Below are 15878 nucleotides of genomic sequence, written 5' to 3' on the forward strand. Positions count from 1 at the left end.
TTTATCAGAGATTGTCCTTTTTTTGTTTTATAAAATGAAAAACATACATAGGAAAGAGGCCCCAAGAACAAAAATGTTCTCGGGCCTCTTTTATTTCAATTTACTGAGTTTTGTCCCAGCCTCTTTTCAGCTATGAATCTTTTCTACGAATGTATTAAATGTTATAATCTACTAACTTAAAAACAGAAAGGGATCATAATATGCAATCATTTATTTCTGAACAAAATGGTGTTTTTCCTTCTGTCTGTTCGTTAGACTGTCCCGATCAATGCGGACTACTCGTTCACAAAAAAGAAGGGAAAATCGTTAAAATTGAAGGGGACCCTGATCACCCTATCACAAAAGGCGCAATTTGTAACAAAGTCCGGCATATGCCAGAACGACTTTATGATTCAAAACGACTCACAACACCACTTAAACGGATTGGTGCAAAAGGAGAAGGCCGCTTTGTTCCTATTTCGTGGGAGGAAGCACTTGAGACCATTGCGACGAAATGGAAAAAGCTAATCGACCAAGAAAGTCCAGAATCCATTCTCCCATACAGCTTCTATGGAAATATGGGAAACATTCAAGCAGAAGGAATGGATCGTCGTTTTTTTCATTATTTAGGAGCAAGTCGGTTAGATCGAACGATTTGTCAAGCTGCTGGTTCCGTAGGATATCAATATACAATGGGTGGCTCATTCGGAACCGACCCTGAGGAGACAACAGAAACGAAGCTTTTTATTATGTGGGGCATTAATGCTGTCAGCACGAACATGCATCAAATGACGTTAGCACAAAAAGCACGTAAAAATGGAGCAAAGATCATTGTGATTGATGTTCATAAAAACCAAACAGGACGAATGGCAGATTGGTTCATTCCAATCCAACCTGGTACAGATAGTGCACTCGCTCTTGGTATGATGCATATTCTTTTTAAAGAAAACCTGGTGAATCAGTCTTTCTTACAAGACTACACAATCGGATATGACGAGCTGAAAGAGCATGTCAAACAATATGATCCAGAAACCGTTGCTGCGATTACAGGGGTATCTGTAGACGATATTGTAAAATTGGCTCGCCTATACGGGATGACCTCTCCTTCTCTCATTCGAATCGGGAATGGATTGCAACACCATGACAATGGTGGGATGATAATTCGGACAATTTCTTGTTTACCAGCCCTAACAGGAGCTTGGCTTGAAAAAGGTGGCGGTGCTATTAAATCAAATTCAGCCTTTTTATCGTATAACACGTCTCAATTGCAGCGACCAGATTTGTTAAAAAACAAACAAACACGTGTGTTTAATATGAATGAGTTAGGCAAAGTATTGCATGAGCCTTCTCCTCCTGTTCGGTCCTTGTTTGTATATAATTGCAATCCAGCTGTCGTTACACCTGATAGCAACAAAGTGCGTGAAGGCCTCATGCGTGATGATTTATTTACTGTTGTTCATGATTTATTTTTAACGGAAACAGCCATGTTTGCTGATCTAGTCTTGCCTGCTACATCTGCGTTTGAAAACCGTGATTTCTACACATCGTATTGGCACCATTACATTCATCTACAACAACCGGTAATGGAACCTTATGGGGAAAGTAAATCAAACACAGACGTGTTTCGTTTATTAGCTCATGCAATGGGATTTGATGATCCTGCTTTACAAGAGTCTGATGAAGAATTGATTCGACAAGCTGTTACCCATCCCGAAAGTCCGTATTATACTAATATAGATTATGAAACATTAGTGAAGGAATATTATATAAAAGCAGATCGAACCACTTTTTCACTAGACCAGTTAGGAACGCCGAGTGGGAAAATCGAATTATATTCAGAAAAGATGGAGAAAGATGGGTATCCTCCTCTCCCGACTTATACGGCTTTAATGGAAGATGACACGTACCCATTTTTATTCGTACCAGGTCCAAATCATAATTTTTTAAATTCTACTTTCTCCAATAACGAGAAACATATTAAGCTAGAAAAACAACCGAAAATTCATATGAACCAACAGGATGCCAAAGAACTTGGGATTTCAGAAGGAGAAATGGTTCGTATTTGGAATGATCGTGGTGAATGTGAACTCCCTGTCGCAGTTGGAGAAAACGTCCTTCCTGGTGTAATTGTTAGCCAAGGTTTATGGGCAGATATGGACGGAAAGAAACAACTTGTTAATGCACTTACGCCGGATCGATTGTCTGACATGGGCGGAGGAGCTACCTTCTTTTCTGGTCGTGTCGCCTGTGCAAAGCTTCTTCAGTAACTTTGAGGGGAGCTGAAAAAGGTATGGTTTTCGCCTTTCTCAGCTCTCTTTCAACAATGAGAAAACCGTTGCCTTCTTTTCAGTCTGCTATGAGTGAGTTTCTCATAGCAGGTTCGGTGAAGTCATTGCACATCACCGAACCTGCTAAAAGGAACTTTCAGTTGCTTCGTAATTCTATGAAGCTTTTTTATCATAAATTCACGTTTGTCTCATATACTTGGACAAAGCGTTACTTATCTAGTAAACGACTTTTCCAAAACAATGAACGGTGGTGCTTAAATTGAAGATTATTTCATGGTATGCGCACAAAGAAACGAAACATGAAAAGAAAGAAGATAGCAAAATCTCAACAAAAGTAAATTTAAAAGATTTGTTTAAAGCAAAAAAGAACGATCAAGCTGAATAAGTAAAAAAAGAGATTGTCTAAATGAAACACGTTGCCCTCGTTTAGCAGAATGCTAATTGAACGATTGTCAATCAATCTGAGGCTCGTCTTCTAGACAGTCTCTTTTCTTATTGTCTCCTTCTCCTCTATCTTCTTCCCACTTCTTTTTTTAAAAAACATTTGTTATATTTTTATACACCTTTCATGACCTTTGATCCGTAGTCTAAGACCTATCCCCTTATTTTATTTTAATATATTTTTTTGAAAAAATTCCCAAACTATTTTTTTGACAATCAACTTTATGTTGTCACTATTACATTCCCTATACTTATTCCTTTGTAGTAACAATAGAAATTTACAGGACTTTCTTACCATAACTAATATTTCGACTCCTGAAATTTTCGCCTTTAGGATCTTTTTCTCATTTTCTGAAAAATGAAAGGATTCTTATAAAACAATGCAGAAATTCCTCAAACATTGTGGGAAACAAATCATGTGAATCGAGGTGAATGATAGGTACATAGCTTCTTTCCCTTCATGTTAAAACAGAATAAGGAGTTGTTACACAGTGGGACAAAAATGCAAATTACTAGTCATGTATACGTTAATTTTTGTATTAGCAATCTCAAGCTTTGGTAGCTTCGGCACAGTTGCAAAAGCAAATCAATCAGCAACAGTCACGTCGTTGTATTTAGAAGTAGATGAGAGATCGAGCGACATTGTCACAGTTATCGTAGAGTTAGAGGAAGAATCCATTGTCGAAGCAAAACATAAAGGCAAATCACAATCAAAACAAAATTTAGCTGCAGAACGTAGCAATGTGATTGCTCAGTTAGAAAAAGTAGCTACAGTTGAAGTGAATCAAGAGTACGATTATGTTTTTTCTGGCTTTTCTGTTGAGATTGCTGAAAATGAAGTATCAGCGTTGTTAGCTGTAGATGGTATTAAAGCTGTATATCCGAATGAGACTTATAAAGTAAGTTCTGAAGATGCTGTACTCATTGATCCAGAAATGTTTAGCCCTGCTATGATGGATAGTGCTCCGTTTATTCAATCAGATGAAGCTTGGGAAGCTGGATTTACTGGAGAAGGTGTAAAAGTTGCTATTATTGATACAGGTGTTGATTACACTCATCCTGATTTAGCTGAAAACTTTGGAGATTACAAAGGCTGGGATTTTGTAGATAACAATGATGATCCACAAGAAACTCCTGTTGGCGATCCACGTGGTGGTTCAACAAACCATGGTACACACGTTGCTGGTACGGTTGCAGCAAATGGTGGGATTAAAGGTGTAGCTCCTGATGCTACATTACTTGCTTATCGTGTACTTGGACCTGGTGGAAGTGGTACGACTGAAAACGTCATTGCTGGGATTGAACGTGCGGTTCAAGACGGAGCTGATATTATGAATCTATCGTTAGGAAACACGCAAAACAATCCTGATTTTGCAACTAGTATCGCGTTAGACTGGGCTATGGCTGAAGGTGTTGTAGCGGTCACATCAAATGGAAACAGTGGTCCAAATAACTGGACAGTTGGTTCTCCTGGTACGTCGCGTGAAGCGATCTCGGTTGGGGCTACTCAGTTGCCGTATGATCTTTATAGTGCTGACATTTTCACTTCTGAAGGTGTAGAGTATCCAAGTTCAGCTATTATGGGATTTCCTAGCTTAGATGAATTACTAGCTTTAAATGAAGGTGAATTTGAATTTGTTGATGTAGGATTAGCTGGAACAGATGCTGATTTTGAAGGAAAAGATCTGGAAGGGAAAATTGCGTTAATGAAGCGTGGTGACTATGCATTTGTTGATAAAGCGACAAATGCAAAAGCTCGTGGCGCCATTGGTGCGATTATTTATAACAACGTCGCTGGTGTACAACCAGAGGTTCCTGGAACAGCTATTCCAATGATTATGACAACATTAGCAGATGGTGAAAAACTTCTTGCTGAATTAGAAGCTGGTATTAATACTGTTTCTTTTGACATTGAATTCGTTAAAGAAGTGGGCGAAACAATGGCAAATTTCTCATCTCGTGGTCCAGTAATGAACACATGGATGATCAAACCAGATGTTTCAGCACCAGGTGTTGCCATCGTAAGTACCGTTCCTACGCACAATCCTGCTAACCCACATGGGTATGCATCTCTTCAAGGAACAAGCATGTCAGCTCCTCACGTTGCAGGTGCAGCGGCTCTAATTTTAGAAGCACATCCTGATTGGAGTGTCGAATTTGTTAAAGCTGCGTTAATGAACACAGCTGAAAACTTGTACGATGCAAATGATAATCTTTATCCGCATAACAGCCAAGGTGCAGGAAGTATTCGTGTGCTTGATGCGATTAATGCCGAAGTCCTTGTTACTCCTGGCAGTCACTCTTTTGGTATTTTCTCAAAAGAAGGCGAGAAAGAAGTTCAACGTCAAAGCTTTAAGGTTCATAATCTTTCAGACGAGCGTAAGAGGTATTCTCTTGAGTTCACTGGTCACGAAGGTATTAAAATACAAACAAGTAACAACTTACAAGTACAACCTGGTCGTACACAAGACATTAACTTTGGTGTTCAAGTGGATGCAAGTAACCTAGCACCTGGTTATTATGAAGGTACATTCTTGTTAAGTGATGGAACGCAAACAATTGAAGTACCAACTATTTTATTCGTACAAGAGCCTGATTACCCAATGCTATCTGCATTATCACTTGGAATTTCAGGAAGCAACCTTGTAGGTACGGTTAATGTTCCTGGTGGAGCTGAAGTGTTTAATCTTCGTATTCGTAATGCGGATACTGGGGTGTTGTTAGATCAACCTGCTAGCGCTACGAATGTTGCTCCTGGGATGCACAGTTTTAGCTGGGATATGACTATTAATGGGCAGCCCCTTTCTCCTGGTCGTTATCAAATTAATGCTTATGCAAAAACGGGTATTAATGAATTCGAGCTTCCAGGAGGCGTTTTAACAATACAATAATTACAGCTAATTGAGGTAAGGAAAGGACACTTTCCTTGCCTTTATTTGTTCTATTTTTTAATCTTCCGTAACTGTGGGATTGCCATCACTCTTTTGTTTCCTTTCCTCCACTTTTTTTCATCATTTAAAGAAGCTAAACTCCTTTTGTTTCCCTTCCTCCTCACTTCTTCCTAATTTAAGGAATCAAAAACCCTTTTGCTTCCTTCCTCAACACTTCTTTCGCATTTTCAGGAAACTAAACTCCTTTTGCTTCCTTCCTCAACATTATTTTCACATTTTCAGGAAACTAAACTCTTTTTGTTTCTCTCCTCCTTCATTTCTTTCACATTTCAGGAATCCATCCCCTATACTCCTTTTCATTCATCTCCCCAAAATCTACTCCTCCACCTCATTCAAACAAAAAAGAGACAAAATCAAAAGATTCAGCCCCTCTACTCAACATCTCTATTTCAGTTCACCTTATTGCACTTTCTTTCTAGCCCTTCGCCTTATGCCGCTCTGACAACCCTGTTAAATAAACAATCACTCCTTTGCGCCCTAATGATTGGATTGATTGAATTTTTGCTAGTACTTTTTCTGCATGTCCGCTTTGTTCCACAGAGTGCAGCACTTCTTTTACAGTCGCTTTTCTATTCGTTGATGGAGAGATCAAAATATCTTCCTGGACAATGCCAAACCGTTCTTCTAAATAATGTTCGATCAAAGAAATCACACCTTTCATTTCATTTTTTTCTATTTTCAACTACATCGTTATTGTCGTTGTTTAGAATCTTACATCTGAAATGGTCGTCCCCTCAAACCTTTCGTTAGGTTTTATATCAGCAAATAATCGAACCTTTTCACTTTTTGGACAAAACTGATCTCTACTTTTCAATAGAAGTAGCTTATTATATTCCGTTCATTCGACAAGGTTGCATATGAATTTAGGAATTGTGTGAACAACTCACGACAAATAAAACCACTTCTGTGTCATAGAAGTGGTTTATCCTATCTAGTCTAATTTCTTTTCTTAGAAACACTTTTGAGTAACTTTTCAAAGATATCAAATTTACGAGGTTGTACATCACGTAGGTTCTCATTGTAAAATTGAAAATTGCCCTTGCCTTTTCTTTTCGCATGGTACATTGCTTTATCGGCATTTTGAATAAGTTCTTCGCGATCCTCTCCGTCTTCGGGATAAAGGCTAATCCCAATGCTTGGAGAAACATGTAGCTCTTGCTCATTTACCGAAAATGGTTTTGATACAAATTCAATAATGCGATTGGCAATTCCCTCTGCTTCTTCTTTCTCTGCTTCTTCACAAACGATAATAAATTCATCCCCGCCTAGTCTTACAATTAGATCTTCTTCACGAACACTGTCATTTAACCTTGTGGCCACTTCTTTGAGCAAAAGGTCCCCACTCTCATGGCCGTAGGTATCATTAACATTTTTAAAGCCATCTAAATCAATAAACATTGTGACGAGTGTATGGTCATGTCGTTTTGACCTGGCTAATGCCTTTTTTAATTGGATATCTAATAGTTTTCTATTTGGTAATTCTGTTAGATCATCATAAAAAGCCAATTGCTGCAATTGCTCTTCTTTCTCTTTTTGTTCGGTAATTTCGTGAAATGTCCTGTAAATTTTCATTAATTTGCCGTTTGAATCACTAACTGGAGTCGCGCTATTTATAACCCATTTGATCTTTTGACATTCCAGCTGTATTCGATGAGTATATTTAATTGATTTGCCAAGCAGTAATTGTTTCTCTTTATGAAGAGCCATCTTCATATCTTCAGGATGGATATGATCTTGCCACAAGAATATGTTTTGTTCAAACTCTTCTTTTGACACTTGATAAATATGCTCTACTCCACCTGAAACACGAGCCGTGTCTGTTGGGACATCATACTCTAGATGAACCAAGTCCAAGTGATGAATAATTTGATTTCGTCTTTCAACTTCCTGCTCCATTTCCTTCATTTTTGCCTTTAACTCTATAACTTCGTCCATAGTCTTCTTCGTTTCTCTTGCTTTTATCTTATAAGAACGAAGCAAGCCAATAATAGGAATGATAAGAAAAATAGAAAGAACAATCATGTAAGTAGTAAACTGACCAACAAAAAGTAAATAAATGATGTACAAACTTAAAAGGAACAGATAACTAAAAGCAATCGGTTTTATCATGCAATCAACACTTTCATAAGATTAATAGTATTTAGGTTCATCTTACTATATAACTTGCTTGAACGTAACTATAAATTCGACAATATTCGATAAAATTACATCATACTTAAAAACCATATTTCCCTTGATCTAACCAATGGCCAGTTAAATTGTCACAAACTTTTTAGGTTATTACCCATTGTAGTAACCACTGCAATGTTAGGCGAATATAGTAGCTTGAGATTATGAACGTTTAGGAGAGATGATCATGACAATTACGATTCATCAAGGCAACGATCTTCACTTACAACGCTCACATATCAACATTGTGATTGATGTAATCCGAGCCTTTACTGTTGCTCATTATGCGTTTTTAGGTGGTGTAAACCAAATCTTTCTTGTGAATTCAACAGAAGATGCTTTTTTATTAAAACATTCTTATCCTGACTTTCTCTTAGCGGGTGAAGAAAAAGGAATCCCGATTAAAGGGTTTGATTTAGGAAACTCTCCTAAACAAATTTCACAAGAAAGGTTGTTTGATAAAACATTAGTTCAAAAAACAACAAATGGCGTCAAAGCCACATTACACTCTTTGAATACGAAACACCTATTTGTCACAGGCTTTTCAAATGCCAAAACAACAGCAAACCATGTTCGAACATTGCTTGAGGAAACCAAAGAGGATGCTGTCATTCATATTATTGCATCACATCCGACCGGTGATGATGATTTAGCATGCGCTGACTATATCAAAGATCTCATTTTAGGAAAATCAACCGTTAGACCTGAAGAAGTCATGCAGAGAATTACAAACTCTCACGTAACGGAGAAATTTTTTAATGTAGACAAACCAGAATTCGACTGTGACGATATTCGCTTATGTATAGAAGAGAAGAATAGTGATTTTGTAATGGAAGTGAATAAACATACGAAAATACCGGTGATTGAGAGGAAACGCATATGAATATATCATCTAATTCTGGACTTAGCTTACCAGAGCGACAACTGAAGCCGAGAAAAAAAGGCTTAACGATTTTAATTGACAACGGGATCTCCTTACAAGTATTTAAAGATACCATTTCAAGTTCATCTGAGTTAGTTGATTTTGTGAAATTTGGTTGGGGCACATCTCTTATTACAAAGCAGCTTCAACAAAAGATCGATTGCCTCTTAGATCATGATGTTCAATTCTTTTTCGGAGGTACCCTTTTCGAAAAATTTTTAAGTCAGAATAAGCTTGAACAGTTTTATCGTTATTGCAAACTATACAACTGTCAATATATTGAGATATCCAATGGTACAATTGACATCTCAAATCGAGAAAAAGCATCCTACATCTCTGATTTCTCATCTGACTTTCAAGTTTTTAGTGAAGTAGGTAGTAAAAATTCTCAAAAATCAGATAACTTTTGCACAACCGAATGGATTGAGTATTTGCTAGAAGATTTGGAAGCTGGATCCTCGAAAGTGATTACGGAAGCTAGAGAAAGTGGAACTAGTGGGATTTGTCAAAGCAATGGAGACCTTCGTCTTGATATTATTAACGATATTTTATCTTCCTGTATAAAAAAAGAGGATGTGATTTTTGAAGCACCAACTAAAAAAATGCAAACGTTTTTCATTCAACAACTCGGTTCAAACGTAAATTTAGCAAACATCCCCTTTTCAGATGTGATTTCTCTAGAGACGTTACGATTAGGTTTACGCTCAGATACGTTTTATTTATTTGATGAAGTGGAGGTAATAAAATGAGAGAAACAAACAAATTATTTCACTTAGCGATTCCCTGCAAGGAATTAGATGAAACAGTGGAGTTTTATGAAAAATTAGGCTGTCAACTTGCAAGAAGATACGATGACCGAGTGACGTTTAATTTTTTCGGTGATCAAGTTGTTTGCCATTTAAGCCCAGATCATATTGATCAATCCCCTAAAATGTATCCACGTCATTTTGGTATCACTTTAACGAATAAAGAGGAGTTTCACAAGCTTCTTGATCTAGCAAAAGAAAATCAATTACCTTTCTTTCAAGAACCAACAACACGATTTAAAGGAAAACAAGAGGAACACATTCTTTTCTTTCTAATTGATCCAGCCAATAATCTTCTTGAATTTAAATATTACCATGATGTTTCAATGGTATATTAAGAAGGTTGTTTTCGCATGCTTTGTTTTTTGAGGTACGTGTTTTCCACATGTTCGTTCCATTGCGCTCCATTTCACTATTAGAAATATTTTATAACGCAACAATTTTAACGAAAAAGCCATTAAAAAAGAGAGGATTCCTCTCTTTTTTTGCTACATACAAGTCAATTATTGATATTGGTTGCCCATGTAACTTGGATTATGTGTATTGGTTTGCGTGTAAGGAGTATGAGTTGAGTGCATAGTATGAGACTGAGTTAAACGTTGGTTTTCTTGAATTAATTGGTTACACATGTGAGATAGTTGTTGAATTTGTTGACCTGCCATTCCCTCGTGTTGGGCAATTTGTTGAAGTTGTGTCGTGATTTGTTTTAGTTGTGAAGCATGTTGTTGTTCCATTTGCTGCATTTGTTGTAGCATTTGCTGAATTTGCCCCGTCATCGAAGACGAATTCATTGAGTTCATTGGGTTCATTGGATTCATTGAGTTCATAGTGTGCATTGCGTTCATTTGATTCGGTTGTTGTAACATAGTTGTTCCTCCTAAAGGGTGTTTGATTTTGGTAGTACAAAGGTAAATTAACCTGTAAGAAAGCTAAATATGTGATGACATTAGGAATATTTTAGTGTTTTTCGGAAGAATGCTTTTTTTTCGGACTTTGATTACTCGTTCATCCAAACCGTGATTTGGTTTATAATAGATGATATGGTTTGCATGTTAAAAGCAGTAACAGTGCAGAGTAGTAATAGGAAAAGAGAGGATGATCATTGGTGGTAGCCGTTATTTTTGACCTTGAATTAATCAAGCGGTTTCGAAAAGGACAACCAAGCGAAATCGTCGAAATCGGAGCATGTAAAGTGGATCTTGAGAAAAAGGAGATCATTGATCAAATTCAAATATACGTGAACCCTAAGCGTGGTCACATATCTAAAAGTACAAGAAAATTTATTAAGATGAAAGACGAGGATATAAATAAGGCTGTTTCCTATGAAACAGCGATATTGCAATTTGTAACGTGGCTTGGAGACAAATATTATTTATGCTCCTGGGGAAAAGACGACAAGGCTCATTTTATTAATCAATCTGCACAGCAAAAAATGAACTTAGATTGGTTTCGTAATTACAATGATATTCAAAAACCAATCGGAAACTTAATGAGTTCAGATCTGACTAATCAACTTGGATTAAAAAATGCCCTGAAAATGGCCGGTATTGAACCAACTGGTAAAGCGCATCGAGGAATTGATGATGCGATTAATACAGCAGAGCTATTTATTAAATTTATTGACAAAATTGAATTAAAAGAAAACTCTCTGTCACAAAAAGAAATTCATACTCAATTTCAAAAATACAAGCGATCTCGCTTTCGTCACAAAGATCAAAAGCAGCAAACGAGTCACACACACCCTGCTTCTAAATCGCCTACAGAAAACTAACCGATATCAACATGTACTAGGGGGACTGAACATGCCATCTATGTTTGAACGGGGGGCTCATTGGGACGACGCCCTCTTTCTTTCACCTGTCCACATTGCAACTTTAGTCATCTTTATCATATTAGTAATCCTACTTTATCGTTTTAGAAAAAATGTACATATGAAAAGCTATGGCAGAACCGTTCTAATCTTCTTGTTAGTTTTGTCTGAAATCAGCATCATTTTTTGGAGTGTCGCTGTTGGACTTTGGGACATTCGGTTTAACCTTCCATTACAACTTTGTACGATAAGCCTTTATTTATGTGTAGGTATGCTCTTGTTCAAACATAGAGGGATTTTTGAGATTGTCTATTTTTTCGGGCTGGCGGGAGCGTTGCAAGCTCTCATAACACCTGACTTATTTTATACTTTTCCTCATTTTCGTTATTTGCATTTTTTCATTGCACATTTCGCTATCATTTTCTCTATTTTGTATATGGTTTGGGTAGAACAATTTTTCGTTACATTCTCTTCTCTTGTGAAATCTTTTCTCGTTTTAAATTTTATTGCTATCATTGCTTTTTTCGTTAACCAATTAACAGGAGCTAATTATATGTTTCTTGCGAGAAAGCCACAAAATGAAAGCATTCTTGATCTACTAGGGCCTTATCCATGGTATATCCTTTCACTTGAAGCTATTGCCTTTCTCATGTTCACCCTCCTTTATTTGCCTTTTCTTATTAAAGCGAAGAAAAAGCAATAAGGTTCACTTCAAGGAAGATTGAATTTCGTCCACATGTTGCGGGGATACTTCTCCTTTACCAATATAGGTGAAAGCCGTCATAATGGTTAAAAAAGAAACAATAAGTAATACAGAACAAACGCGTTTCATGAATGTGTTACATCCCTTCCCTTTCTAATTTGAACAGATTGAGCGGTTGCTAAAGCAGGATAGGTTCGAATCACTTCACTTTCTTCAATCCAAACTGCCACCTCTACTCCCTCTTCGATGTGTAACTGACAAATAAACTCGTTCTTTTCGTTTACAAATGAAGTTTCTCTCACATCTATATAAATATCATCAACTAAAAGCCAATGATCTTCCACTACCAGTACCTCCCCTACAATATCAGGTTTTCTCATATCGAGATGTTGTGGCTTTTGTTTTTTGCTATAGAAATAAGAGAGAAGAACAGAAAGTTTGCCTGTTTCTTTTAGTAAAAACATGTAATCCACCTCTTCCCTTTATTTATTGATGAAACGATGAAATCTGACAAATCGTTTCAAAGTATTTATACTAAAAAAAGAAGACCGATTGGCCTTCTTTCTAATGTAACGTTATATTTGATAATTCAAATTCATTGTTATTCATGTAACGCATCACAAGGTTTGCCTCTTCCTCGCTTAGTCCTTGTAGCTGCTCTGAACAGACCACTACTGGTCCATATAGTGCTTTCACTTCGCTATTTCTCGTTTGTACTCCATCTTGATGACATAGGAAGCTATACTTCTTATCTCCTAACGAAAATTGTAAAATTTTCTCTTCTCCTTGAAAATAAGATTGTAGGTCTGTTTCAAGGAATGTCACGGTGCTTTCTTCCCTAGGAAACATTTCAACAATACGCATGTGAGATTCACTCCACAAAAAAAGATTTTCCGTTAGTATTGCCTACATTTTCCTACTTTAATCATGACCGTTATTAAAATTTGTAAAGTCTACGATATTTTTCATCAAGATAACGTACCAATGGTTTTGAATCAATACCTCCGCCGGTAATATCTTTGATAATCTCAGCTGGTTTCTTTAGTTTTCCATGTTGATGGACCTTCGTTGTTAGCCATTCACGTATAGGTGCAAAATCACCGTCTTTTACAAGTTGATTAAAATGAGGCAAGTCTTTAACCATCGCTTCTTTTATTTGTGCGGAATAAATATAGCCTAACGCATATGATGGGAAGTAACCAAATGCTCCAAAGGACCAGTGAACATCTTGAAGTACTCCTTCTCCATCATGAGATGGTCGAATGCCTAGGTATTCTTCCATTTTGTCATTCCACGCTTCAGGAAGTTCAGCAACGGTTAATTTATCTTCCATCAATGCTTTCTCAAGTTCATACCGTAAAATAATATGCAAACAATACGTTAGTTCATCGCTCTCAATTCGAATAAGAGATTGTTTTGCTTGGTTTACAGCAAAATAATAGTCCTCTAAAGAAACGTCATCAAATTGACCTGACGAATGTTTCTTTAAAACATCGTAGTTCCGCTCCCAAAAGCCAAAGTTTTTCCCAACGAATTTTTCCCAAAAAAGAGATTGCGACTCATGAATTCCCATGGAAGTTCCATCAGCAAGCGGTGTTCCTATAAGATCTTGAGAAATATTTTGCTCGTACAGGGCATGTCCGCCTTCATGAATCGTTCCAAAAAGGGCGACGCGGAAATCGTCTTCGTTGTATTTTGTTGTAACGCGAACGTCATTTGGATTAATCCCAATCGCAAATGGATGAACGGTCTCATCCAAACGACCAGCTTCAAAATCATATCCAATTTCTTTTAATATATCTAAGCTTAATGCTTGTTGGTTTTCTTTCGGGAATTTCTTAAAAAGAAAATCAGTCTTTGGTTGGTGAGAAGATTCCATTACCCCTTTTACTAATGGAATGAGTTGGTCACGTAATTCACCAAACACTTGATCAATCGTATCAACAAATACACCTGGCTCATAATCATCTAAAAGTGTATTGTAAGGATGCCCTTCATAGCCCCAGTAGCTAACAAATTTCTTCTTAAATTCAACCAATTTTTCTAAATTTGGTCGGAATAACTCAAAGTCTGCTTTGTCTTTTGCTTCTTCCCATAGCGATTCAGACTGAGATTGAAGCATAACATATTCTTTAAACTCTTCTTTAGGAATTTTCATATTTCGCTCATATGTTTTTAAACATTCATCTACTGTTTTTTGCGTAATTAAGGATAGCTGCTCATATGTTCCTTCTTGACGTAATTCATTTACATAACGCCCCATTTCTTCCGATGTTGACATTGCAAATACTTCTGAAGAAAGGGTTCCGATCACTTCCGAGCGTTGAGCTACCCCTTTTTTAGGTGCGCCCGTTCTAGAATCCCAAGCTAAAAGCGCTAGGGCTTGTCCGTAGTCTTCCATTTTTTTTACGTATTGTCTAAATTCTGTTTCAAGTGTCATGTTGGCGCTCCACCTTTTCTACTCTTAAATATGGTCTTACATACTGTACTACTTCGACAACCGAATCGTTTTTCCTGCCTGTGACGGCAAGATAGAAAAATGTCGATAGCTGTGGTATCGTCTAAATGAAGGAGGGATTTGTGTGGAGATTACGATTACAGATTCAGCTGTTTCGTTATATATAAAAGAAATTCCATTAAAACAAGGGGATACGCTGAGACTTTATGTAAGAGTTGGTGGAGTTGGTTCAGGAGGTTTTTCTGTTGGAGTCCTGAAAGAAGAACCCACCCCTACCTCATACAAAGTATCAAAACAAGGGGTTACGTTTTTTGTGAATGAAGACGACTTTTGGTACTTAGATGGTATGTCGATTGACTACGATGAAGACTTAGGATTTCTCCGCTTTTCTAATCCAAACATTGAGCAATTGGATCACCCTGATAAAAAATAGCGAAGAAAAAGGACGTTCCTAAAAGGTATCGTCCTTTTTCTTCTTTCGTTTATTCTTTTGCTTCTTTTAATTGATGATCTGCTTTTGACAATAATTCCTGAGACATTTCGAAAAAGTGTTGGTCTACACCTGTTTCGTGAGCCATTGCCTTATGAAGTTGTTCTTTCGCATCATTTACAGCGTTTGTTGCTGCTGCTAATTGTTCTTCATCCATGGTTCTTGTCGCTTGACCTACCATATGCTCAGCTGATAATACGGACATCTCAACTTGCTTTATATCATTAAAACCTGATTGATTGTTTTGACGTTCTGTCATAGTTAACACTCCTTCTTTAAATAACCATCTTCCGTCTCAGGTTGTCCAACTGCTCACAAATCATACCGTTCCCAACTGAAATTTGCGATCAAAAAATTTTTAACTTTAGAAGTATATTCTTAAACGAAGCGGACATCATAATACACGAGGAGCCGTTAGTGCTTCTCATAAGCCAAACACCGTAAGTAAATGAATTCAGCAAACGATTGATCAACTCAAATTGAGGTGGTTGCGTTGGACACAGTCCAAGAGTTTCAAGAATGTTAGTAATAACATACATGAAATGAGGGGTGTCTGTGAAAGACCATAATCGTTAAGGCCGCAGAAGATTTACGAAATAGTATATGTTAACGATTTTTATCAACTCTTTTAATGAGGTGATTGCGTTGAACAGGATCCAGGAATTTCAAGAGTGTTATTTATAACATAAATGAAATGAGGGGTGTCTGTGAAAGACAATAATCGTTACGACCGCAGAGGGTACTATAAGTAATAACTATTCGATTTTATTCAACTCGTTATGAGGTGATAGCGTTGTACAGGATCCAGAAATTTCAAGAGTGTTCTTTGAAACATAAATGAAATGAGGGGTGTCTATGGAA

16 protein-coding genes are annotated in these 15878 nt (G+C 37.1%); 9 read left to right on the plus strand and 7 right to left on the minus strand.

Annotated elements, in window-relative coordinates:
- Nucleotides 1-200: 200 nt before the first annotated feature.
- The 3 genes from N0O92_RS06545 to N0O92_RS06555 all read left to right on the plus strand — a co-directional run bounded on the left by N0O92_RS06545 (nt 201) and on the right by N0O92_RS06555 (nt 5599).
- Nucleotides 201-2246: a molybdopterin oxidoreductase family protein gene (locus N0O92_RS06545; RefSeq protein WP_315613863.1), complete on the plus strand. Its 2046-nt coding sequence runs from the start codon at nt 201-203 to the stop codon at nt 2244-2246.
- Nucleotides 2247-2526: 280 nt separating this feature from the next.
- Nucleotides 2527-2652, plus strand: a complete 126-nt coding sequence (locus tag N0O92_RS06550) for a hypothetical protein (RefSeq protein ID WP_315613864.1) — start codon at nt 2527-2529, stop codon at nt 2650-2652.
- Nucleotides 2653-3226: 574 nt separating this feature from the next.
- Entirely contained in the window at nt 3227-5599 is a 2373-nt protein-coding gene (locus N0O92_RS06555) for a S8 family serine peptidase (protein ID WP_396334478.1), read from the plus strand.
- A gap of 475 nt (nt 5600-6074) precedes the next feature.
- Here the strand turns inward: N0O92_RS06555 and N0O92_RS06560 are convergent, their stop codons facing one another.
- Nucleotides 6075-6302 carry a hypothetical protein gene (locus N0O92_RS06560; protein ID WP_315613866.1) on the minus strand — a complete coding sequence of 76 codons (228 nt, stop codon included), beginning with the start codon at nt 6300-6302 and terminating at the stop codon, nt 6075-6077.
- 293 nt (nt 6303-6595) lie between these two features.
- Nucleotides 6596-7768: a diguanylate cyclase domain-containing protein gene (locus N0O92_RS06565; protein ID WP_315613867.1), complete on the minus strand. Its 1173-nt coding sequence runs from the start codon at nt 7766-7768 to the stop codon at nt 6596-6598.
- Between the two features lie 247 nt (nt 7769-8015).
- On the opposite strand from N0O92_RS06565, the gene N0O92_RS06570 reads away from it, so the two are divergent.
- The 3 genes from N0O92_RS06570 to N0O92_RS06580 are packed head-to-tail and all read left to right on the plus strand — an operon-like array spanning nt 8016 to nt 9894.
- A complete protein-coding gene (locus N0O92_RS06570; RefSeq protein ID WP_315613868.1) occupies nt 8016-8711 on the plus strand; it encodes a 2-phosphosulfolactate phosphatase in 696 nt (231 codons plus the stop codon).
- Nucleotides 8708-9499 carry a phosphosulfolactate synthase gene (locus N0O92_RS06575; protein ID WP_315613869.1) on the plus strand — a complete coding sequence of 264 codons (792 nt, stop codon included), beginning with the start codon at nt 8708-8710 and terminating at the stop codon, nt 9497-9499. The genes N0O92_RS06570 and N0O92_RS06575 overlap by 4 nt, the downstream gene beginning before the upstream one ends.
- Entirely contained in the window at nt 9496-9894 is a 399-nt protein-coding gene (locus N0O92_RS06580; RefSeq protein ID WP_315613870.1) for a VOC family protein, read from the plus strand. Before N0O92_RS06575 ends, N0O92_RS06580 begins: the two co-directional genes overlap by 4 nt.
- 165 nt (nt 9895-10059) lie before the next feature.
- Here N0O92_RS06580 and N0O92_RS06585 read toward each other — a convergent pair whose 3' ends face one another.
- Nucleotides 10060-10422, minus strand: a complete 363-nt coding sequence (locus N0O92_RS06585) for a hypothetical protein (protein ID WP_315613871.1) — start codon at nt 10420-10422, stop codon at nt 10060-10062.
- A gap of 239 nt (nt 10423-10661) precedes the next feature.
- Between N0O92_RS06585 and N0O92_RS06590 the strand changes: the two genes are divergently transcribed.
- Nucleotides 10662-11327, plus strand: coding sequence for a 3'-5' exonuclease (locus N0O92_RS06590; protein ID WP_315613872.1), 666 nt, complete (start codon nt 10662-10664; stop codon nt 11325-11327).
- Nucleotides 11328-11358: 31 nt separating this feature from the next.
- Nucleotides 11359-12069, plus strand: coding sequence for a YwaF family protein (locus N0O92_RS06595; RefSeq protein ID WP_315613873.1), 711 nt, complete (start codon nt 11359-11361; stop codon nt 12067-12069).
- Nucleotides 12070-12194: 125 nt separating this feature from the next.
- Here N0O92_RS06595 and N0O92_RS06600 read toward each other — a convergent pair whose 3' ends face one another.
- From N0O92_RS06600 to N0O92_RS06610, 3 genes are all read right to left on the minus strand, one after another.
- Nucleotides 12195-12533, minus strand: coding sequence for a hypothetical protein (locus N0O92_RS06600; protein ID WP_315613874.1), 339 nt, complete (start codon nt 12531-12533; stop codon nt 12195-12197).
- A 100-nt stretch (nt 12534-12633) separates the two neighbouring features.
- Nucleotides 12634-12933: a hypothetical protein gene (locus N0O92_RS06605; protein WP_315613875.1), complete on the minus strand. Its 300-nt coding sequence runs from the start codon at nt 12931-12933 to the stop codon at nt 12634-12636.
- Nucleotides 12934-13006: 73 nt separating this feature from the next.
- Nucleotides 13007-14509, minus strand: a complete 1503-nt coding sequence (locus tag N0O92_RS06610) for a carboxypeptidase M32 (protein ID WP_315613876.1) — start codon at nt 14507-14509, stop codon at nt 13007-13009.
- 142 nt (nt 14510-14651) lie between these two features.
- Here N0O92_RS06610 and N0O92_RS06615 point away from each other — a divergent pair, with 142 nt between their 5' ends.
- Nucleotides 14652-14960, plus strand: coding sequence for an iron-sulfur cluster biosynthesis family protein (locus tag N0O92_RS06615; RefSeq protein ID WP_315613877.1), 309 nt, complete (start codon nt 14652-14654; stop codon nt 14958-14960).
- 49 nt (nt 14961-15009) lie between these two features.
- Here the strand turns inward: N0O92_RS06615 and N0O92_RS06620 are convergent, their stop codons facing one another.
- Entirely contained in the window at nt 15010-15276 is a 267-nt protein-coding gene (locus tag N0O92_RS06620) for a DUF2564 family protein (protein WP_315613878.1), read from the minus strand.
- Nucleotides 15277-15878 lie beyond the last annotated feature (602 nt).

Source organism: Alkalihalobacillus sp. MEB130, assembly GCF_032335535.1.
Taxonomy (GTDB): Bacteria; Bacillota; Bacilli; order Bacillales; family Bacillaceae_D; genus Halalkalibacter.